Below are 19,676 nucleotides of genomic sequence, written 5' to 3'. Positions count from 1 at the left end.
TCCATGCCAACAAAAATGAACCCGATTTCCCTTTCCATTGGTCTGGCATCAGGCTTTGTCGTTGGCCTGGCCGCATTGCCTGCACTGGCGATGGAAGGAAACCTTTATTACGGCGTGCAAATCGAACAGCTTGAATATCGTTATGGCGATGAAAACGAACAAGCTGCCGCATGGGACGGTGATGCCTTTATCGGCACGGATGAATTGAAGCTGCGCTGGCAAAGCAAAGGCGAACGCGACCTGCGCAATGACAGCTTTGGCACACTGGAAAACCGGCTGGTTTTGCAAACCCCGATCACGGACTTTTTCGATGCCAAGGCTGGTGTGCGGCTTGATACCCCGACAGGCACCGATCGCTGGTATGGCACTGTTGGTATCAGTGGCCTTGCGCCACAATGGTTTGAAATTGATGCTGATATTTTCGTCAGCGAAACCGGCGATAGCAGCGCAAGACTGGATATCGAATATGAAGCGCTGCTGACCAACCGCCTGATCCTGACACCGTCATTTGAAACCAATGTTGCCTTTTCAGATGACCAGGAAATTGGTACCGGACAGGGCCTTTCAAAGGTCGAACTTGGCCTGCGGCTAAGCTACGACCTGATTGATCGGGCCGTTTCGCCCTATATCGGCATCAGCCATGAACGCAAATTTGGCAATACCGCCAATTTTGCCCGCGATGATGGCGGCGATCGGGATGCCACCTATTTCGTTATCGGCACACGCCTAATGTATTGATCAACATTGATCAATATGAAACAGCGGGGAAATTCCGGTTTCCCCGCTAGTTTTTTACGCATGTCAGGCAAGGTCGTTGAAATCATCGAGCATCACGGCAATGCGGGCCGGGTCCCATTGATCCAGGATCTGCTGGGTCTGATATTCCGACGTGCGGCTATCCAGGCGGCGTACCCGCTGCTTGACTGGCAACAGGCTGCCCGGCGACATCGACAGATTGCGCAGCCCCATTCCCAAAAATAGCGGCGTATAGCGCGGATCACCGGCCATTTCACCACAAACACTTAGCGGGACATTATTGCGCAACGATGCCTTAGAAACCTCGTGGATCAGGCGCAAAATCGCGGGATGCAACGGGTCATAGGAATGCGCAACCTGGTCATCACTGCGGTCAATGGCCAGGGTATATTGTGTTAAATCGTTGGTGCCGATGGCAAAAAATTCGCATTCCCTCGCCAGCGCATCAATACTAAGTGCAGCAGCGGGAATTTCGATCATGGCACCCAATGGCGGCAGGGTTTTGGGAATTTTGTGGCCATTGGCCCGCAGGCGATCTGCCACGCGATTGTATATCTGGCGCACACGCACCATTTCGGCCACAGTCACCACCATGGGCACCAGCACCCTTACCCGCCCATGCAGGGATGCACGCAAAATGGCAGCCAGTTGGGCTTCCAGCAAATCCTCACGGCGCAGCGACAGCCGTACACCGCGCAAACCAAGGGCAGGGTTCGGGCCGCTTCCCATTTCATTTTGCAGGGCAACAGCCAGCTTTTCCCCACCAATATCAAGGGTACGGATTGTTACCGGCAGGTCATTCATCTGGCTGACGATGCCGGCCAGTTCCTGATATTGTTCTTCTTCATCGGGCAGGTAGTTCTTGTTCATGAACATGAACTCGCTGCGCAAAAGGCCGATACCCGAAGCCCCGTTTTGCAAAACGGTCGTGACTTCGACGGGTAATTCGATATTGGCGTGCAGGTCCACCTGCACCTTGTCCTTGGTTTCCGATGGCAGGCTGCGCAGGCCCAAAAGTTTGGTCCGTGCAGCAAGCCAGTCTTCGCGGCGTTTGCCATATAATTTCAGGTCGGCATCGGTGGGCCGTAAAATGACCTCGCCGCGAATGCCATCGACAATGACGGTATCACCACCCGAAATACCCCGGATGATATCAGCCGCCCCCAATACAGCCGGGATACCCAGCGCACGCGCCATAATGGCTGTGTGCCCTTCGGCCCCGCCAATGGCCGTCACAAAGGCACCGACATTGCCGGGTTGCAAACGCGCCATATCAGCCGGGCTGAGTTCTTCGGCAATCAGGATGGCGCCGCGCGGGGCATTATCCAGCGCCCGGTCGGTTTCGCCCATCAGGCAGCGCATCAGCCGCAGGCCAACTTCGCGGATATCGGCGGCGCGCGCGGCAATATAGCGGTCCTTGATGCCGCTAAATTGCTGGGCAATGCTGTCAATAACATCGCTGACCGCCCATACCGCATTCATTTTCTGCTGGCGAATACGGTCTTCGGCACCGCGCAGCAGGCGTGACTGGGTCAGCATCTGGATATAGGCATCAAGCAGGAAGCCCAGCTCGTCGGAGGCAGAGGCCTCCAGCGCGCCTGACTGCGATTTCAGGCGGCGAAGCTGTTCGATGCTGTCATCAACCCCGCGATGCAGGGTGGTGACTTCCTGTTCAATGCGGTCCGCCGGAATGGTCTGACGGATAACATGGATATATTGACGGTCCAGAACAAAGGCCCGGCCAATGACGATGCCGCCAGATGCCCCCAGGCCGGCAATCATGCGCCGACCGGTTACCGAGGCATCCTTGCTCTGGTCCGTGTCCTGCGGTGTAACTTGCAAACGCTTCCTGATCGGTTTTTACCGTTATTCTTCGTGGAACTTGGCCTCAACCAGTTCACTCAATGCGGCAATTGCCTGCTGGCAATCACTGCCGGTCGCCTCGATTTCAATTTCGGTGCCGGTTGATGCAGCAAGCATCATCAGCCCCATTATCGACACACCCGAAACCTCGGTGCCGCGATTGCGCACCATAACGCGGGATTCAAATTCGCCAGCCAGTTTAACAAACTTTGCCGCCGCCCGCGCGTGTAAACCACGCTGGTTGACGATGGTGACAATACGCTTTTCAGTTTGCGACATTCTGTTCCCCGTCGGCAGAAGGACCACTTTTCCTGCCTGCCGCGCCTTTGATGTTCTTATTCTTCACCGCTTAGCAGACGCGAAGCGACATTGATATATTTGCGGCCTGCATCCTGCGCGGCATTGACTGCCTGCGCCAGGGTTCCCTCAACCCGGACGGATGCCAGCTTGATCAGCAATGGCAGGTTCACACCGGCAATTACCTCGACATGGGCCTGTTCCATAATGGAAATGGCCAGGTTGGACGGCGTTCCACCGAACATGTCTGTCAGCAGCACCACGCCTTTGCCGGTATCGACATTTTCAACAGCCGCAAGGATATCCGCACGACGCTGTTCCATGTCGTCATCCGGCCCGATGCACACGGCGGCAATATTGTCCTGCGCGCCAACAACATGTTCCAAAGCAGCGACAAATTCCCGTGCGAGATCGCCGTGGGTGACAAGCACCATCCCGATCATGCAGTTTTCTCCATCAAATCATTTCCCCCGGCTTGGTTTCATCCGGCTCGGCCGGTTTGTCACGATGACTGAGATGAACGTCATATCCCAGTGTTGATATCCAGTCATTAAGCAGGCGCGCAATATACACGGACCTGTGTTTCCCGCCAGTGCAACCGACCGCAATGGTCAGATAGCTTTTGCCTTCTTCGGCATAGCGGGGCAGTACCGGCCCGATCAGGGCCTTTAACCGGTCCATAAAACCGGCGAAATCACGATCCTGCGCAATATAGGCACCCACCTGCGGGTTCATGCCCGTAAGATTGCGAAGATCGGGATCATAATGCGGATTGCGCAAAAAGCGCACGTCAAAAACCAGATCTGCCTCGCCGGGAACGCCCTGGCGGAACGAAAAGCTTTTAACGAAAATCGCCATTTGCCCGGATGACGGGCTGGCGAACTGGTCCTGCAAAATTTTGCGAAGTTCGGTTGCCTTCAGGCGCGATGTGTCAATTTGCATATCGGCCATGGCGGCAATTGGTGCCATGAGGCGTTTTTCATGGGCAATGGCATCGACCAGTGGGCGGTCCTGGGTCAGCGGATGCGGGCGACGGCTTTCGGTAAAGCGGCGCTGCAAAACCGTGCTTTCGGCATCGACAAAAACCACCGTCAAATCCAGGCCCGGCTGCGCGCGCAGGGACGCAATAATTTCGGCAAACTGGTCCACGCCAAAATCGCGCGTGCGAATATCAAGGCCAATGGCGACGGGCACCTTTAATTCGGTATCGCCACTTAAAAGGTTGGGCAGCAGGCGCAAAGGCAGGTTATCCACCGCGTCATAGCCGAAATCTTCGAGGATTTTCAAACTGGTGGTGCGCCCGGCACCGGAAACCCCCGTGACCAGCACCAGACGGGCATTATCGCCGCTGGCGGGAAGGGGCGCTGGCGAAAACCGGCTGTCATCATTTTCGGGCATCACGGGCCTTTGGGGCTGGTCTGTCATGATACAATCCGCATCTTCCCGGTTGCCACGGCAAGGGCCGTTTCAATCTTTTCAGGTGCACTGGTTTCAAATGCGTTGACCTTCCAGACCGGCACATCAATCCCGTGCAGGGTTTCGGTTGCAGGGTCAGGCATTCGTTCAATTATATCATTTGTACCGGGTTCGACCAGATCGACAATCACGCGAATTTCTGCATGGCGGCAATGCGCCATTCCCGCAACAATACCCATGCCACGAATTTCGATCAGCCCGGCAAGGGTTTGCGGGGCGCTGGCAAGCAAAAGGCCATCTTTTAAGGAAATATCGGTGCGGTCATCGGAAACCAGCTGTGCCCCGCGCGAAACAAGGCGCAGGGAAAGGTCCGATTTGCCGCTACCTGAGGGACCACGCAGCAAAATGCCCTGCCCGTCAAATGCGACACAATTTGCGTGAAGCTGTGTCATATCGGCAAAACGATGCGCGGCGCAGGGCTGCTTGTCAAACGGGGAATTGCGCTAAAATGCCTGCACTGCACAAAAAATGCCTTGCCGGTTAGCGGCTGCCGGTTTCAAGCGGCAGGCGAACGGTAAAGACCGCCCCTTTGACCTCGCCTTCGACGGTGCGATTTGATGCACTGAGATGGCCGTTATGGGCCGAAACGATTCGCTGCGAAATCGACAGGCCCAGGCCCGAATGCTGACCAAATTTCTCGCTTGAGGGGCGTTCGGTATAAAAGCGGTTAAAGATCGCTTCTTCCTTGCCTGCCGGGATACCTGGCCCATCATCCTCGATGGTGATAACGGCCTGGTTTTTATCGCGCCACGCCCGTACGCGCACTTCGCCATGTTCGGGGCTGAAGGTCAGGGCGTTGGAAATCAGGTTGCGGAAAACCTGCACCAGCCGGCTTTCAAGGGCTGGCACCACAAGGTTTTCAGGCGCGGTAACCTTTACAGGCGGGCCACCTTCACCGGCATTATAAAGTTCGGAAAGGGTTTGCAGCAAAATGCGCAAATCAACTTCTTCGGTTTCCGCGCGCGACAGTTCGGCATCCATGCGCGAATAATCGGAAATGTCGCTGATCAGACGGTCCAGACGCTGCACGTCCTCGGCGATGATTTCCATCAACCGGCGCTGGCGTTCGGGGTCTTTCAGGCGGGTTGCCGTTTCCACCGCACTGCGCAGGGATGTCAGCGGGTTTTTAATTTCATGTGCCACGTCAGCGGCAAAACGTTCAATCGCATCCATACGGTCCCACAGGGTTTCCGTCATGGCGCGCAGCGTGCCGGAAAGATCGCCGATTTCATCATTGCGATCTGACAGGTCGGGAATGGTGAACTGGCGGTTTTTACTGCGCCGCACCCGTTCGGCTGCACGGGCAAGGCGGTTAAGCGGCCGGGTAATCACCCCTGCGAGATAAATCGACAGCAAAACCGTAATGCCAAAGGCAAAAACAAAGATTTTCAGGATATCCAGCCGCACCGCATGCAGAGCAGATTCGATCGTTTCCCCATTTTTGGTCAACATGATCGAGGCCAGCACCTGCTTGAAACGCTGGACAGGGACCGATACCGACAGAACCCTGCGGCCGCGCCCGTCAACCCGCACCACGCCGCGCGAATAACCGGCAAGGGCTGCGCGGACTTCGGGGTAATCCGATGCGCTGGCAATCGGCGGGTCCACATAAAGCGGAAGGGGCTGGTCACCTTCAAACAGTGACAAAACCCCTTCGGTCAGATTGCGCATGATTTCGGCCAGCTCGTCATCATCGCCCGGTGCAGGGAGTTCTTCGGCCTGCACCGCACCGGCGCCAAATGACTGGATATTGCGGCTATCGGCAATCAATTGCCCGTTTGCACCAAACAGGCGGGCGCGCGCGCCGGTGATCCCCACCAGGCGACGCACCATTTCGCGTGCGGTTTCAAGCTTTACGCGTTCGGTTGCATCATCACCGCGGCCAACAGCCGCAGTTGACAGGGCGGCCGCATACATTTCCGCCTGAACGGCCATGGCCTCAAGCTCGGAATGGATCAGTTCCTGTTTGTAGCGGCCCAGATACAGAATACCTGCCACCAGCACAAACAGGGCCAGTGCATTCACAGCAAGAATGCGCCATGTCAGCGGAGAAAACAGGCCGTGCCGTTCCTCAAGACGCACAGAGCGCGTCTCGCCGGAGCGGGGTTCGGTCTGGTTTCCTCCCTGCTGGGGTGCCGTAGCAACTTTATCGCTCATGCAAACCGTACTTTATCCCGGCAGATTGCCGAATGCCGGGTTGTTGAAGTCCTGCTTATTCCGAAACAACAGCGCCAGGGGCCACAACAGCCGCCGCCGTGTCGCGGTAACGATAGCCCACACCATAGAGCGTTTCGATTTCCTTGAATTCCTTGTCGGTTTCGCGGAATTTTTTACGCAGGCGTTTGATGTGGCTGTCAATGGTACGGTCATCGACATAAATATGTTCACCATAGGCCGCATCAATCAGCTGGTCGCGGTTCTTGACGTGGCCGGGATGCTTTGCCAGTGCCTGGATCAGCAGGAATTCGGTCACGGTCAGGTTCACATGCTGGCCTTTCCAGCTACACATGTGACGCGACGGGTCCAGAACCAGATCACCGCGCTGGATCACATCATCCGACCCGGTCGGGCGAACGCCACCGGCACGGATAATTTCGGAACGGCGCAGCAATGTGCGAATACGTTCGATCAGCAGGCGCTGTGAAAACGGCTTTTTGATATAGTCATCCGCACCAAGACGCAGACCGGTCAGTTCATCGACTTCGTCATCTTTCGAGGTCAGGAAAATAACCGGCATCTGGGTTTTTTTGCGCAAATGGGTCAGAAGCTCCAGCCCGTCCATGCGCGGCATCTTGATATCGAGAACGGCCAGGTCCGGCTCGTCCTTTGTCAGGGCGTGCAGAGCTTCGGACCCGTCGGAATAAGTGCTGACTTCATAGCCTTCTTCTTCCAGGGCCATCGAAACCGATGTCAGAATATTCCGGTCGTCATCCACAAGCGCTATTTTACTCACCTGGATCCTCGTTTCAAAAATTGAACTACTTAACGTGGACTATACAAAAAACACTGCTTTGTGGCGAAAAAATAACCAGATGCGGCATATTTGAGATTTTTTCACCCCCTCAAATCACTGTTGCAATGCACTGAATGCGATGCCAAACAGATTCCGGTACGACAATATGTATATCCACCACAGATATAGGCTAGCCTATTCTTTGGAAGTCCCCTAAGCTGCCTTCACGAAAGCGCGAAGAAAGAACCGTGAACAAGGCGGCGGCCGGGCGCAGACGAATTCATATCTTCAAGGGAGGAAGACCTGATGACATCCATTCGTGCGAAATCCGTACTTGCAGGCGCAATGGCGGTAGCACTGAGCTTTGGCACCATGTCGATGGCCAAGGCTGACGAATTTATCAACGTTCTGACCGGCGGTACTTCGGGTGTGTATTACCCGTTGGGCGCGGCGCTTGCCAACGTATATGGCGAGAAAATCGACGGGGCACGCACCCAGGTGCAGTCCACCAAGGCATCGGTTGAAAACCTTAATCTGCTGCAGGCTGGCCGTGGGGAAATCGGCTTTGCACTGGGCGATTCGGTGAAACTGGCCTGGGAAGGCAACGAAGAAGTCGGCTTCAAAAAGCCGCTTGATAAACTGCGCGGCATTGCAGCGATTTACCCGAACTACATTCAGATCGTTGCTTCCAAGGAATCCGGCATCAAATCGCTGGCTGACCTGAAAGGCAAAAGCGTTTCCGTCGGTGCACCGAAATCCGGTACCGAACTCAACGCCCGCAAGATTTTTGAAGCTGCCGGCATGTCCTATGAGGACCTGGGCAAAGTCGAATATCTGCCGTTTGCTGAATCCGTTGAACTGATGAAAAACCGTCAGCTTGACGCAACCCTGCAGTCGGCTGGTCTTGGCGTTGCATCGCTGAAAGACCTGTCTTCTTCGATGGAAGTCACCATTGTTTCGGTTCCGGCTGACGTTGCCGAAAAGCTGGGCGCACCGTATGTTGCCGGTAACATCCCGGCTGGCACCTATGAAGGCCAGGCTGATGATGTCCCGACTGTTGCCATCGTCAACTTCCTGGTTTCGCATTCCGGTGTTTCGGACGAAACTGCCTATCAGATGACCAAACAGCTTTTCGAAAACCTGCCGACCCTTGAAGCTGCACACAATGCAGCAAAGGCAATCAAACTCGAAAACGCAATCAAAGGCATGCCGTTGCCGCTGCACCCGGGTGCAGAACGCTACTACAAAGAAAAAGGCATCATGTAATTGCCCTGCACGGGCTGGTTTGCGACCCACAACCCAATCTGCCCGTAGCATTTTTCTCACCGGTCGGGGTTTGCGCCCCGGCCGGGATTTGCTTTTGCACAGGGCGAATACGCCTTTCGTGACAAATGAAATCCCTTCCTTTGCCTGTTGCCGACATTGCCGGGGAACCTAAATGTCACAAGACCATTCCACCCACCATGTCCCTGCCGACTCCCCAGATCTGGCCCTTCATGACCCGCTGGTCGACAGCTTTGCCCCCAATTTTGAAGGGCGCCTGCTGTTCTGGATTGCGTTTGCCTTTTCGGTTTTCCAGATCTCCACGGCTGCGCACCTGATTGATTTTCCAAGCCAGGTTGCCCGCGCCATCCATGTCGGCTTCCTGATGGTGCTGATTTTTCCGTTAATCGCGATTGGTCGCAAATCTGGCCTGCCGGGTAAAACGCTGGCGTGGGTTCTGGCCCTGGCCGGTGTTGCCGTCGCGGGGTATCAGTGGGTCGAATATAACGACCTGATCCTGCGCGCAGGGGACCCCAACACCATCGATATTGCCTTTGGCATTGTCGCGCTGATTGGGGTGTTTGCAGGTGCCTATGTTCTGATGGGCCCGGCCCTGCCAATTATTGCGGCCTGTTTCCTGGCCTATTGCCTGTTCGGGCAATATCTGCCGTCGCCGCTTAATCACCGTGGCTATGATTTCACCCAGGTCATCGACCATATGACCTATGGAACCGAAGGCATTTACGGCATTCCGATTTATGTGTCTTCGACCTATATCTTTTTGTTCATCCTGTTTGGTGCCTTTCTTGAAAAGGCCGGGATGATCCAGCTTTTCACCGATGTTTCGATGGGCCTTGTCGGCCATGCGCGCGGTGGCCCGGCCAAGGTTTCGGTTATTTCATCGGGCCTGATGGGCACCATTTCGGGTTCCGGTGTTGCCAACGTCGTCACAACCGGCCAGTTCACCATCCCGCTGATGAAACGGTTTGGCTACCGCCCGGCCTTTGCCGGTGGTGTTGAATCCACATCAAGCATGGGCGGGCAGTTGATGCCGCCGGTGATGGGGGCTGTGGCCTTTATCATGGCCGAAACGCTTGGCGTTGAATATTACGAGGTCGTCAAGGCCGCCCTTATTCCCGCCATTCTGTATTTTGCATCGGTTTTCTGGATGGTGCATCTGGAAGCAGGCAAATACGGCCTTTCGGGCATTGCCAAATCCGAACTGCCCTCGCCGCGTGCTGCCATTCGCAAGGGCTGGTATCTACTGCTGCCGCTTGCGGTGCTGGTTTATCTGCTGTTTAGCGGCTATACCCCGCTTTTCGCCGGGACTGTCGGCCTGTCGCTGACCGTGCTGCTGATTTTGGGAAGCTCGATCGTGCTGGGCCTGCCCAAGGGCATTATCCGCACCATTTTCTGGATCGGCCTTGGTCTGGTTTCGGCAGCGTTTCTTGAATTTGGCATTCACGTTATCGTCACGGCGATTGTCATTCTGATGGCATGGAATGCGATTTCCAAGGGCGGGCGCGAAACCCTGCTGATCTGCCGGGATTCCCTGGCCGAAGGGGCAAAAACAGCTTTGCCTGTCGGTGTTGCCTGTGCGGTTGTCGGTATCATTATCGGCACCATGACGCTGACCGGTGTTGCCAATACCTTTGGTGCCTTCATCGTCCATGTCGGATCGCAAAGCCTGTTCCTGTCGCTGATCCTGACCATGATCACCTGCATCGTGCTGGGCATGGGTATTCCGACCATTCCCAACTATATCATCACATCATCTATTGCTGGTCCCGCACTGTTGCAGCTTGGTGTGCCGCTGATTGTCAGCCACATGTTCGTGTTCTATTTCGGCATCCTTGCCGATCTGACACCGCCTGTCGCGCTTGCCTGTTTTGCAGCAGCACCAATTGCACGGGCAAGCGGGCTTAAAATCTCGCTTGAAGCCATCAAGGTGGCGGCAGCGGGCTTCCTGATTCCTTTCATGTCGGTTTATACCCCGGCATTGATGCTTCAGGATGGCGGGCCGATGGCCGATGAAATCGGCTATGTGCCGGCGGTTGCCTATATCTTTACCAAAACGGCAATTGCCATTGGCCTGTGGGGCATGGCGGTGATTGGTGCGCTGAACATTCGCCTGACCGTTCCGGAACGGCTGATTGCGGTGGCAGCAGCTTTTACCCTGATTGCGGCCTATCCGGTTACCGATGTGATGGGTTTTGCACTGTTTGCACTGTTTGTTGTCATGCATATGCTGCGGCTGCGCAAAATCAAAGAAGCAACAGGGGCCTGATCCAATGGGCCTTTGCATACTGACAGCCAGTAAAACCATCAGCCTTGCCATCACGGCATTTACCCTGTCGTGGATGCATTCGGTGGAACATACCGGCTGGCAGGAAGATTACCATATCGTGCCAGACGGGCTTAAAATTGTAGAAGCCCGTGTAAAGGGCGGCGGGGCCGGAATGGAACCCCCGCCCGACGCGATCCTGAAAAATGACTGGTGGGTTTATACCCCGCATCTGGGGGCGCTGCCCGAACTTAACCTTGCCGCATCCGGGGCAACCGGCGGCGGCTGGCATGTTTGCAGCCCGCAAATGAAGGATTGCCTTGATCTGGGCGAACAGGCACAGGCTGCCATCAAGGTTCGCCCCTGTGATGCTGAGGGGCCGGAAGGCACGGTTACCACACACAGCCACGGTTAAGCATCGCCAGGTGCCGTGGCCGCGATGGTACGGCGGGATTGTGTGAACCGGTTTTCATGCAACGCGCACAGCCTTCATGACCAACCCGATTTAACCGGGAAGCGATAAAGGCATGTCACTGTCATTGGCTTTGATACGGCACCGTTTCGGCGGTGCCGTTTTTTTTGGTGATAACAGCATGGTGGGTTGGTGTTGGACATTGGGCGTTTGGCCTGCATCCCCTATCCAGTCGCGCAGTAGACGGCGACCATTTGAATCGATACAATTTTGTATTCTTTTTCAAACTCAAACCAGCAAGTTTCAAAATGGAGTTTTTCCACCTTTTGCGGCAATCACCCCGCCCGCTGGCGTTTGGTGCGTTGCACAGCTTTGGCTCGGCCTTTGGGCAGACTTTTTTAATCGCGTTATTTGTTCCCTTCATTTCACAAAGCCTGGGCATTAACGAAACCGGGTTTGCCAATATTTATGCTGGCATCACCATTGCCAGTGCGGCGGCCCTGCCCTTTATCGGGCGAATGATCGACCGGATCGACATGCTGCGTTACAGCCTTTTGGTGATGGTCTTTCTTGCTGCGGGCTGTTTTGTTACCTCGACATCGGAAAACATACCGGTGCTGATTGCCGGGCTGTTTATTTTGCGATTTGCCGGTCAGGGCCTGATGAGCCATGTCAGCATGACCAGCATTGCCCGATATTTTGATCGCAATCGCGGCCGGGCGCTGGCGATTGCCGCGTTTGGTTTTCCCATGGCCGAGGCTATCATGCCCGCCATTTTCCTGGCCCTGATTGCCGGGCTGGGCTGGCGCGGTGCATTTGTTACGGCCGGGATTGTGATTTTGCTGGTCATGGTACCGCTGGCCAGCTGGCTGGTGCGGGGCAATGCCGGTTTTCGGGCCGTACCCGCGCATAGTGCATCTGCCAAAAGCGCTGCGGCAGATGACAAAACCAATGGTCCATCCTCCATCGCCAAAGAACAGCCAGCAGATAACATCGAACCAATCCACACAAATAATGCGACTGATGCGGTAAAGGCAGACAGGCATCAAACCAACGGATCGCCACATCCCAAGCTGTTCAGGTCGGTTTATATCTGGCTTTCGATTCCCATGCTGGCAGGACAACCGTTGGTGTTAACCGCGCTGTTCTTTCATCAGTCGGTTATTGCCAGCCAGAAAAACATCGACCTTGGCTGGTTTGCTGCGGGCTTTACCCTTTTTGCCATTACGTCGGTCATCGGGGCCTTTGGCAGTGGCCCGCTGATTGATAAATTTGGCGCAAGGCGGCTGTTCCCCTGGCATTTACTGCCATTGATGATGGCCGTTATCGTGCTGGCAATGACCAGCACGGCACAGATTATTCCGGTTTATATGGCGCTGGCGGGCTTCACTACCGGCTTTGCCACCACGCTGCGCACCGCCATTGTGCCCGAACTGGTGCCTTTACATGAAATCGGGTCGGTGCGATCCAGCCTGACGGCGATTATGGTGCTGGCATCATCGGCAGGCCCGCCCATATATGGCTGGCTGTTTGCCGCCAGTGTCAATTTACCCAGTATCCTGATTGGCACCGTCAGCGCCATGGCAATTGCAACACTGCTATCCTGGCTGGCTGAACGCCCGGGTTTTTATCGCCCACCGCATATGACGCAGCCGCAAGCAGCGCGGGTTGGTTAAGCGCAATCCGGCAGGGATAACCCCGGGAATGTCGCTAAGCCGGGTAATCCAACCCAATCAACCAGCGCATCCCGGACAATATGCCGGGATACATTAAATGCGACCCATTTGTTCTGATGGGGCATAAATGGGTAAAATCGGCAAAAAAAACGGCCCGGAACACAAAGGTGTCCGGGCCAGTCGGGAAAACAGCGTCATAACTTGGGAGGAAGGACGCTACAGTAAAACTCGGGTAGATACCGGAGCGCGGGTGACGCGCTCACGGATTGAATTCTGATCAGTGATCAGGCTGCACCACCAACGGTGCCGGCCGGGGTCGCATCGTGGCTGGACTTGGCATCGGAACCTTTGAACAGGTTACGGAAGAAGCCACTGATGAATTCAGCGCGAAGCTGCTGGCCCTTACGCACGCCAGCTTCGATCTCGCTGGTTTCGATCGTCAGCAATTTGATGTCAGCAAACGTCCTCATATCGGACCTCCTTGAATTTCGTTTTCTGCGGCAACATCGCCGCGTCGTCTGAAAAACAATCTAATTCTCTTTACTGCGAAGGGGAATTACCTCAATATGCACATTACTTATGAACAACCATCACAAATAACCAAATTGGTCTGAGGAAACGCCGATGGATCGCGCTGCAGAAATGGAAATATTCGTCTATGCTGTTGAAGAAGGCAGCTTTTCGGCAGCAGCGCGGGCTTTGCGCCTGTCGCCATCTGCGGTTTCCAAATATATCTCGCGCCTCGAAGACCGGCTGGGGGCACGTTTGCTGATGCGTACCACACGCCAGCTTAGCCTGACCGAGGAAGGCCGCGCCTTTTATGAACGTGCGCGCACCATTCTTAATGAAATTGAAGAAGCCGAAGAAGTCGTCACCCAGCTTTATGCCGCACCACGGGGCACCTTGCGCATTAACGCGTCGGTCGCCTTTACCAAATACCAGGTGGTGCCACTGATCCCGGAATTCCTCAATATGTATCCGGATGTGCGGGTGGAACTCACACTTGATGATAAATTCACCGATCTGGTCAACGATGGCTACGATTTGGCCATTCGCCTGTCGGAACTTGAGGATTCATCGCTGATTGCACGCAAATATGCCGTAAACCGGCGTTTTATCGTCGCATCGCCCGATTACCTTGAAAAAAACGGCATTCCGCGCAAACCGCAGGATCTGGTGAACCATAACTGTTTACATCTGTCATCGCGCGAAAGCTTTAACGACTGGCACTTTGAAACACCTGAAGGCCATATGTCCTTCCGCGCGCAGGGCAGTTTTTCGGCCAATGACGGTGATGCATTGCATGCCGCCGTTGTTGCCGGGCTGGGCATGGCCCGCCTCGCGGAATATCTGGTCCATGAAGATATTCGTGCCGGTCGCCTGACCCCGGTTCTGACCGACTTTATCCATGACCGCGCGTGGATTTCGGCGGTGTATCCGCATAAACGGCACCTTTCCCCCAAGGTCCGCGCCTTTGTGGACTTTTTGGCCGAAAAATTCACCCCGGTCCCGCCATGGGAACTGGGCATGCGCGATGCCCGTTCGGTCCGCCGCGAAGATGGCCGCCCGATCCAGACAAACCAAAAAGCCCTGAACCCCGAAGCCGCCGCCAAAGGGCAGGCAAGCTAAGCCGGGACTTTCGACACAGGATAATAAAAAACAGCCTGATCAAGCTGGTCAGGCTGTTTGTGTATCTGGCGTTAAAACCGTCTCAACAAGGTGAATTAGGCCACCAAGGCCAAACAGTTAAGCTGCGGCCAGAACCATTGCCGGTTCGGCGCGAAAGGCCAATTCCGCCGATTTGCTAAGGTCATCTAACGTGCGGGTCTGGCCGGTTTCGATGAAACCACACTTCCGGTAAAAATGATGCCCGGCAACAAAGCGGGTATCAGTCCAAAGCACCAATTCCTGGCAGGCGGGGTATTGCGCCAAAAGCCAGTCCCGCGCATGGGCCAAAAGACGCTGGGCCAGGCCCTGCCCACGGCTGGATTTATCCAGATAAACCTTGTGCAGTTCGGCCACTGTTTGATCATCGGAAAGTTTGATGCCCAGACAGCCAATAATCTGCCCATCGGCATTTTCCGCCACCCAGATCGCGCCCTGTGGCGCAAAATCATCGGCAATGGCATCCAGTTCGGGAAACTCAGCCGCACGGTCAAAAACACAACCGGGATATTCGGCAAATACTTTGGCAATCAGATCGCTGATCTGGTCACCATCGCGATTGGTGGCAAGGCGAATTTCCGTCATGCGTTCTTCCTGTAGCGTATCTGTGGCGTTCCTGTGGGGCAGGAGCCGATGGTGGCAATTGGCACATTAAGGCTTTGCCACCACGATAGCGGCAAAATCAGGAAACGATAACGCCTTTTGCCAGTTTGTCATAACCGCGCAAAACTGCATCGGCATCCATCGCGGCCTTGCCGGGGCGCTGAATACGGGTTGGGCGCAGGGCACCACCACTGCCACAGGCGATGGTCAGCTGGTCATCAATAATCTCGCCGGGGTGACCGGTGATATTGGCGTCGGTATTGTCAATATGCTGGGCGGCCTGCACCTTGATGCGTTCCTTGCCCAAATCAAAATAGGCCCCCGGCCAGGGCGTAAAAGCGCGGATTTTACGTTCCAGCAGCGCGGCATCTTCTGTGAAGTCCAGCTTGCCTTCGGTCTTTTCCAGCTTGGCGGCATAGGTGACGCCATCTTCAGGCTGGGGAGTCGCCGTAAGCAGCCCGGCGGGCAGTTTTTCAAGCGCATCAACAATCAGACGACCGCCCATATCAGCCAGATCATCATGCAGCCCGCTGGCGTAGGTTTCGGGAGTGATGGCAATTTCATCGATCAGCAGCATGTCGCCGGTATCAAGGCCCACATCCATCTGCATGATGGTGACACCTGTTTTGGCATCACCGGCCAGAATGGCGCGCTGAATCGGCGCAGCCCCCCGCCAGCGTGGCAACAGGGATGCATGAATGTTCAAACAGCCCATTTTCGGCGCATCCAAAATCGCCTTTGGCAAAATCAGGCCATAGGCGGCAACCACAGCGATATCGAGGTTCAAATCGGCAAAGGCCTGCTTTTCGGCATCGGATTTTAAGGAAACGGGGGTGCGCACCTCGATCCCCTGATCGTGCGCCCAGGCATGAACCGGGGTTGGTGTTTCCTTGTGCCCGCGGCCCGCGGGGCGCGGCGGCTGGGAATAAACACACACCACGTCATGACCTGCCTTAACCAGTTCCTTAAGCGCCACCAGGGCAAAATCCGGCGTTCCCATAAAGGCAATTCGCAATTTCGTCATGACCAAACCATTTCATCGTAAGAGGCAAACTGATGTTTGCGCAATTTGGCGGTATGATCGCGAAAATACAACCCGCAAACCGGCAACTGCCATCACCCTGCCCAGCCACACAGCCCTGAATGCCAAACCATGCCCTTTGATATTGATGAAATTTACCATGCTGACTGGTCTGTAGGGGCAAAGGGCCGCTGGAAAGTACATGCCCGTCGCATCAATGATCGTGATGAAGGCTGGTGCATTGATGATATGTCACCCGTGGGGGATATCGCCCCGTTCATCAACCAGCTTTGCCAGGACGGGCAAACAAAAACCATCTGGCTGGGGCTGGATTTTCCGCTGGGGTTATGTCGGGCATGGTATGAAAAGTCCGGGTTTGAAAATTTCGCATCGGTGCTGGATTGGCTTTCAACCCCGCAAGGACAGGGCTTTTTTGATATTTGCGATGACCAAACACAGATCACCCCCAACCGCCCCTTTTACCCCGCACGTGCCGGTGCGAAAGGCAGCGTAAAACGCGCCCATCTTGCCAGTGGATTGGGCGTTGATGCCTTTTCCGACCTGCACCGCGCCTGTGAAAAGGCAACAGCAACCCGCAATGAAGCCGCCGTCCCTTTTTGGACATTAGGCGCAAACCAGGTGGGCAAGGCGATGCTGCATGGCTGGCAAAACCTGTTATTGGCCGGTCGGGATCGCGGGTTTCACATCTGGCCGTTTGATGGGGATCTTGCCCGTCTTTCGCAAACACCCGGCACCACCCTGATCGAAACCTACCCGGCCGAGATTTATGGCTGGCTGGGCTTGCATGAGATGACATTGCCATCGGGCCGCTTTGCCAAATCCCGGCAGGACGCCCGCCGGGATGCCATTGCGCAGTTAATGCCAATACTTGAAAGCAGGGGCATTGTGATGGAACCATCGCTTTACCAGCGCATTGCCAACGGCATCGATAATGCCAATGGCAAGGATGATGCCTTTGACGCGCTTATCGGTGTGATTGGCCTGATCATGATTGCAATGGGGAAACGGGCGGAAAACCTGCCAGACACGGCAATGATCCGCGATCAGGAAGGCTGGATTATTGGCCAGCTTGCCAACCTGCCTGCCAGTTAAGCCCTGCGATTGCCCATAAAAAAGGGCCGGTAAACCAGCCCCTTTGTTGCGCTACCGGCGCGGCGCGCAATATATGCAATGGTAAACGTCGAAACCACCTGGTTAATCAAGCGGTTTTATATCAGGCCGACTTTTTGGCTTTCTGCAATTTCATGACCTTTTTCAGGATCATGTTGCGTTTCAGCGCGCTGAGATAATCGGTAAACAGCACACCATCAAGATGGTCGATCTCATGCTGGATGCAGGTTGCCAAAAGGCCATCGGCCTCAATCTCGTGTTCCGTGCCATTTTCATCAAGGTAACGCACGCCAACTTCCAAAGGGCGTTCGACATCGGCATATTGATCGGGGATCGACAGGCAACCTTCCTGATAGACCGAAAAATCTTCGGACTCCCAGATGATTTCCGGGTTCACCATTTTCATCGGTGCCGGTTTTTCCTTGTCGTCGGATACATCAAGCACGATCACGCGCTTCATCACGCCAATCTGCGGGCCGGCAAGGCCAATGCCCGGTGCGTCATACATGGTTTCAAGCATATCATCCAGAATCTGGCGAATCTCGTCATTCACCTCGGATACCGGTTCGCATTCCTGTTTCAGGCGGGGATCAGGAACGATAAGAATTTCACGCAAGGCCATGTCAGATTTTCCGGGTCAAAAGAAGAAACCGTCCCCCTTGGAACGGCTTCAATATAATATAAGTCGGGCTTGGAGATAAGACCGCAAGTTATGGGAGTCAAGAAGTCCGTCGCATAGCAGCCAGATGGCGGCAAGATGGGCGCAACGTGCTTTAGCTTCGATCTTCAAGCATATGGGCGGTCAGTTCGGGTTTGCTAAGCTGGCGAACATGGGTTTCCGACTGCCCCGGCTGGTCAATATCGCGGTCATCGGCCACGATATGCTTTTCCTTAAGCCGCTTGGCCGACACCAGGACCGAACTTTCCAGCGACCCCAGCGTTTTATTGTAATGCTTTACCGTTCCTTCAAGGGATTTGCCCATGGCGGTAAAGTTTTTGGCAAGCGATCCCAGACGGTCAAACAGTTGCTGGCCAATTTCACTGATATCACGGGCATTATCGGCCAGGGCTTCCTGCCGCCAGCCATAGGCCACCGCCTTAAGCAGGCCCAGCAGGGTGGTCGGCGTTGCCAGAATAACCCCATCGCGGAAACTGTCTTCGATCAGGCTGGGATCGCGTTCCAGCGCGGAAGAAAAAAAGCTTTCACCAGGCAGAAACAACACAACAAATTCCGGTGAATTTACAGATTTCCAGTAAGACTTCTTTGAAAGGCCAGCTATAACCTTACGAACATTGGCAACATAAGTTCCCATCAGGGCTTCGCGGCGGTCATCGTCGTATTTTTCTTCGATCGCTTCCAGATAGGCCGATGTCGGTGCCTTGGCATCAACCACAATGTTTTTGCCGCCCGGCAGGTGAATGACCATATCGGGTTTCTGGTCGCCTTCATCGGTTTTGAAATGAACCTGTTCTTCAAAATCGCAATGGTTGACCATCCCGGCCAGTTCGACAATGCGTTTAAGCTGCAATTCGCCCCATTTACCGGAAACCGACGAACTGGACCGCAGCGCGGAACTCAGCGTTTGGGTTTCACGCGACAGGCGCTGCTGCGATGCGACCAGTGACCCAACCTGTTCACGCAATTCGCCGTAGGCGAGTTTACGCGAATTTTCAAGTTCATTGACCTTTACATCAAAGGCCTCAAGCCGTTCACGGATAGGTTTTACCAGCCCGTCAATTGCCTGCTGGCGTTTTTCAAGGTCACCTTTGGCCCCTTCCTGCAGACGCGAGAAGCTTTCACGCGCCATTTTCATGAATTCGTCGTTATTGACCTTCAGCGCATCGGACGACAGCGCCTTGAAACTATCAAGCAGTTTGACCCGCGCATCATCCAGCATCTGAAGCTTTTCCTGGGCAGCTTCGCGTTCCTTTTCCAGCGCGGTTTCAAGCTCCGCCCCTTTTTCGCGCCAGTGTTCCAGCGAAACACGCAATTCGCGAATTTCGGTTTCCAGCCCCGGCACACGGTTGGCCGTGGTTTCGGCAATGGCGCGTTTTTCGGCAACGCCATCAAACCGGTCACGCAACTGGGCCAGTTCACTTGCCAGTTCGCGGCGCGTGGCTTCGGCCTGTTCAAGCTGCGCAGCGATTAACGCATTGTGCGATTCCGCCTCGGCCAGGGCCGATTCCCGCGCGCGTTTCACCAGTTGCGTACTGAAAACCAGCGACACCACCAAAACCACAATGCCGCCAACGGCCAAAGAAACCGGATCCATATT

At 55.0% G+C, this 19,676-nt stretch carries 19 protein-coding genes; 7 read left to right on the top strand and 12 right to left on the bottom strand.

What is annotated here, in order from left to right:
- Nucleotides 1-3 precede the first annotated feature (3 nt).
- Nucleotides 4-738 carry a copper resistance protein B gene (locus tag CSC3H3_RS00345; protein WP_245881216.1) on the top strand — a complete coding sequence of 245 codons (735 nt, stop codon included), beginning with the start codon at nt 4-6 and terminating at the stop codon, nt 736-738.
- 63 nt (nt 739-801) lie between these two features.
- Here the strand turns inward: CSC3H3_RS00345 and ptsP are convergent, their stop codons facing one another.
- The 7 genes from ptsP to CSC3H3_RS00310 all read right to left on the bottom strand — a co-directional run bounded on the left by ptsP (nt 802) and on the right by CSC3H3_RS00310 (nt 7,345).
- Nucleotides 802-2,598: a phosphoenolpyruvate--protein phosphotransferase gene (gene ptsP, locus CSC3H3_RS00340; protein ID WP_245881215.1), complete on the bottom strand. Its 1,797-nt coding sequence runs from the start codon at nt 2,596-2,598 to the stop codon at nt 802-804.
- A 24-nt stretch (nt 2,599-2,622) separates the two neighbouring features.
- On the bottom strand, nt 2,623-2,898 hold the full coding sequence (locus CSC3H3_RS00335) for an HPr family phosphocarrier protein (protein WP_101267480.1): 276 nt from the start codon (nt 2,896-2,898) through the stop codon (nt 2,623-2,625).
- 56 nt (nt 2,899-2,954) lie between these two features.
- On the bottom strand, nt 2,955-3,359 hold the full coding sequence (locus CSC3H3_RS00330) for a PTS sugar transporter subunit IIA (protein ID WP_101282972.1): 405 nt from the start codon (nt 3,357-3,359) through the stop codon (nt 2,955-2,957).
- A 13-nt stretch (nt 3,360-3,372) separates the two neighbouring features.
- On the bottom strand, nt 3,373-4,341 hold the full coding sequence (gene rapZ, locus CSC3H3_RS00325) for an RNase adapter RapZ (protein WP_245881214.1): 969 nt from the start codon (nt 4,339-4,341) through the stop codon (nt 3,373-3,375).
- Nucleotides 4,338-4,784: an HPr kinase/phosphorylase gene (locus tag CSC3H3_RS00320; protein WP_101282968.1), complete on the bottom strand. Its 447-nt coding sequence runs from the start codon at nt 4,782-4,784 to the stop codon at nt 4,338-4,340. Before CSC3H3_RS00320 ends, rapZ begins: the two co-directional genes overlap by 4 nt.
- Before the next feature lie 88 nt (nt 4,785-4,872).
- Entirely contained in the window at nt 4,873-6,549 is a 1,677-nt protein-coding gene (locus tag CSC3H3_RS00315; protein ID WP_101267486.1) for a stimulus-sensing domain-containing protein, read from the bottom strand.
- Between the two features lie 55 nt (nt 6,550-6,604).
- Nucleotides 6,605-7,345: a response regulator transcription factor gene (locus CSC3H3_RS00310; RefSeq protein WP_101267488.1), complete on the bottom strand. Its 741-nt coding sequence runs from the start codon at nt 7,343-7,345 to the stop codon at nt 6,605-6,607.
- Between the two features lie 306 nt (nt 7,346-7,651).
- Here CSC3H3_RS00310 and CSC3H3_RS00305 point away from each other — a divergent pair, with 306 nt between their 5' ends.
- The 4 genes from CSC3H3_RS00305 to CSC3H3_RS00290 all read left to right on the top strand — a co-directional run bounded on the left by CSC3H3_RS00305 (nt 7,652) and on the right by CSC3H3_RS00290 (nt 12,980).
- On the top strand, nt 7,652-8,611 hold the full coding sequence (locus CSC3H3_RS00305) for a TAXI family TRAP transporter solute-binding subunit (RefSeq protein WP_101267490.1): 960 nt from the start codon (nt 7,652-7,654) through the stop codon (nt 8,609-8,611).
- Nucleotides 8,612-8,783: 172 nt separating this feature from the next.
- Nucleotides 8,784-10,895, top strand: coding sequence for a TRAP transporter permease (locus tag CSC3H3_RS00300; protein WP_101282966.1), 2,112 nt, complete (start codon nt 8,784-8,786; stop codon nt 10,893-10,895).
- Nucleotides 10,896-10,899: 4 nt separating this feature from the next.
- Nucleotides 10,900-11,307, top strand: a complete 408-nt coding sequence (locus CSC3H3_RS00295; RefSeq protein WP_101282964.1) for a DUF1850 domain-containing protein — start codon at nt 10,900-10,902, stop codon at nt 11,305-11,307.
- Between the two features lie 305 nt (nt 11,308-11,612).
- Complete coding sequence (locus CSC3H3_RS00290) at nt 11,613-12,980, top strand: MFS transporter (RefSeq protein ID WP_101282962.1); 1,368 nt, start codon at nt 11,613-11,615, stop codon at nt 12,978-12,980.
- Between the two features lie 284 nt (nt 12,981-13,264).
- On the opposite strand, the gene CSC3H3_RS00285 is transcribed toward CSC3H3_RS00290, so the two are convergent.
- A complete protein-coding gene (locus CSC3H3_RS00285; protein WP_101267497.1) occupies nt 13,265-13,450 on the bottom strand; it encodes a hypothetical protein in 186 nt (61 codons plus the stop codon).
- A gap of 154 nt (nt 13,451-13,604) precedes the next feature.
- On the opposite strand from CSC3H3_RS00285, the gene CSC3H3_RS00280 reads away from it, so the two are divergent.
- Entirely contained in the window at nt 13,605-14,609 is a 1,005-nt protein-coding gene (locus tag CSC3H3_RS00280) for a LysR family transcriptional regulator (RefSeq protein ID WP_245881213.1), read from the top strand.
- 117 nt (nt 14,610-14,726) lie between these two features.
- On the opposite strand, the gene CSC3H3_RS00275 is transcribed toward CSC3H3_RS00280, so the two are convergent.
- Together CSC3H3_RS00275 and fmt are read right to left on the bottom strand one after the other, a co-directional pair.
- Complete coding sequence (locus CSC3H3_RS00275) at nt 14,727-15,230, bottom strand: GNAT family N-acetyltransferase (RefSeq protein WP_101282960.1); 504 nt, start codon at nt 15,228-15,230, stop codon at nt 14,727-14,729.
- Nucleotides 15,231-15,327: 97 nt separating this feature from the next.
- Nucleotides 15,328-16,272: a methionyl-tRNA formyltransferase gene (fmt, locus tag CSC3H3_RS00270; protein ID WP_101282958.1), complete on the bottom strand. Its 945-nt coding sequence runs from the start codon at nt 16,270-16,272 to the stop codon at nt 15,328-15,330.
- Between the two features lie 129 nt (nt 16,273-16,401).
- Between fmt and CSC3H3_RS00265 the strand changes: the two genes are divergently transcribed.
- Nucleotides 16,402-17,382 carry a methyltransferase type 12 gene (locus tag CSC3H3_RS00265; protein WP_101282956.1) on the top strand — a complete coding sequence of 327 codons (981 nt, stop codon included), beginning with the start codon at nt 16,402-16,404 and terminating at the stop codon, nt 17,380-17,382.
- A 121-nt stretch (nt 17,383-17,503) separates the two neighbouring features.
- Here CSC3H3_RS00265 and def read toward each other — a convergent pair whose 3' ends face one another.
- Both def and CSC3H3_RS00255 read right to left on the bottom strand, forming a co-directional pair.
- Nucleotides 17,504-18,022 (bottom strand): peptide deformylase, encoded by a 519-nt coding sequence (def, locus tag CSC3H3_RS00260; protein WP_101282954.1) that lies wholly within the window; start codon nt 18,020-18,022, stop codon nt 17,504-17,506.
- Between the two features lie 151 nt (nt 18,023-18,173).
- A complete protein-coding gene (locus CSC3H3_RS00255) occupies nt 18,174-19,673 on the bottom strand; it encodes a DNA recombination protein RmuC (RefSeq protein WP_101267506.1) in 1,500 nt (499 codons plus the stop codon).
- Nucleotides 19,674-19,676: the final 3 nt, after the last annotated feature.

The organism is Thalassospira marina (assembly GCF_002844375.1).
GTDB lineage: Bacteria > Pseudomonadota > Alphaproteobacteria > Rhodospirillales > Thalassospiraceae > Thalassospira > Thalassospira marina.
Note: the sequence above shows the minus strand (reverse complement) of the source record. Positions and strands in the feature narration are given on the sequence as shown.

What these genes read in the sequence shown, in the direction of transcription:
- CSC3H3_RS00345 (WP_245881216.1), top strand. Translation starts at nt 4, where the DNA reads ATGCCAACAAAAATGAACCCGATTTCCCTTTCCATTGGTCTGGCATCA.
- CSC3H3_RS00335 (WP_101267480.1), bottom strand. Translation starts at nt 2,898, where the DNA reads ATGTCGCAAACTGAAAAGCGTATTGTCACCATCGTCAACCAGCGTGGT.
- CSC3H3_RS00330 (WP_101282972.1), bottom strand. Translation starts at nt 3,359, where the DNA reads ATGATCGGGATGGTGCTTGTCACCCACGGCGATCTCGCACGGGAATTT.
- rapZ (WP_245881214.1), bottom strand. Translation starts at nt 4,341, where the DNA reads ATGACAGACCAGCCCCAAAGGCCCGTGATGCCCGAAAATGATGACAGC.
- CSC3H3_RS00320 (WP_101282968.1), bottom strand. Translation starts at nt 4,784, where the DNA reads ATGACACAGCTTCACGCAAATTGTGTCGCATTTGACGGGCAGGGCATT.
- CSC3H3_RS00315 (WP_101267486.1), bottom strand. Translation starts at nt 6,549, where the DNA reads ATGAGCGATAAAGTTGCTACGGCACCCCAGCAGGGAGGAAACCAGACC.
- CSC3H3_RS00305 (WP_101267490.1), top strand. Translation starts at nt 7,652, where the DNA reads ATGACATCCATTCGTGCGAAATCCGTACTTGCAGGCGCAATGGCGGTA.
- CSC3H3_RS00300 (WP_101282966.1), top strand. Translation starts at nt 8,784, where the DNA reads ATGTCACAAGACCATTCCACCCACCATGTCCCTGCCGACTCCCCAGAT.
- CSC3H3_RS00295 (WP_101282964.1), top strand. Translation starts at nt 10,900, where the DNA reads ATGGGCCTTTGCATACTGACAGCCAGTAAAACCATCAGCCTTGCCATC.
- CSC3H3_RS00290 (WP_101282962.1), top strand. Translation starts at nt 11,613, where the DNA reads ATGGAGTTTTTCCACCTTTTGCGGCAATCACCCCGCCCGCTGGCGTTT.
- CSC3H3_RS00285 (WP_101267497.1), bottom strand. Translation starts at nt 13,450, where the DNA reads ATGAGGACGTTTGCTGACATCAAATTGCTGACGATCGAAACCAGCGAG.
- CSC3H3_RS00280 (WP_245881213.1), top strand. Translation starts at nt 13,605, where the DNA reads ATGGATCGCGCTGCAGAAATGGAAATATTCGTCTATGCTGTTGAAGAA.
- CSC3H3_RS00275 (WP_101282960.1), bottom strand. Translation starts at nt 15,230, where the DNA reads ATGACGGAAATTCGCCTTGCCACCAATCGCGATGGTGACCAGATCAGC.
- fmt (WP_101282958.1), bottom strand. Translation starts at nt 16,272, where the DNA reads ATGACGAAATTGCGAATTGCCTTTATGGGAACGCCGGATTTTGCCCTG.
- CSC3H3_RS00265 (WP_101282956.1), top strand. Translation starts at nt 16,402, where the DNA reads ATGCCCTTTGATATTGATGAAATTTACCATGCTGACTGGTCTGTAGGG.
- def (WP_101282954.1), bottom strand. Translation starts at nt 18,022, where the DNA reads ATGGCCTTGCGTGAAATTCTTATCGTTCCTGATCCCCGCCTGAAACAG.
- CSC3H3_RS00255 (WP_101267506.1), bottom strand. Translation starts at nt 19,673, where the DNA reads ATGGATCCGGTTTCTTTGGCCGTTGGCGGCATTGTGGTTTTGGTGGTG.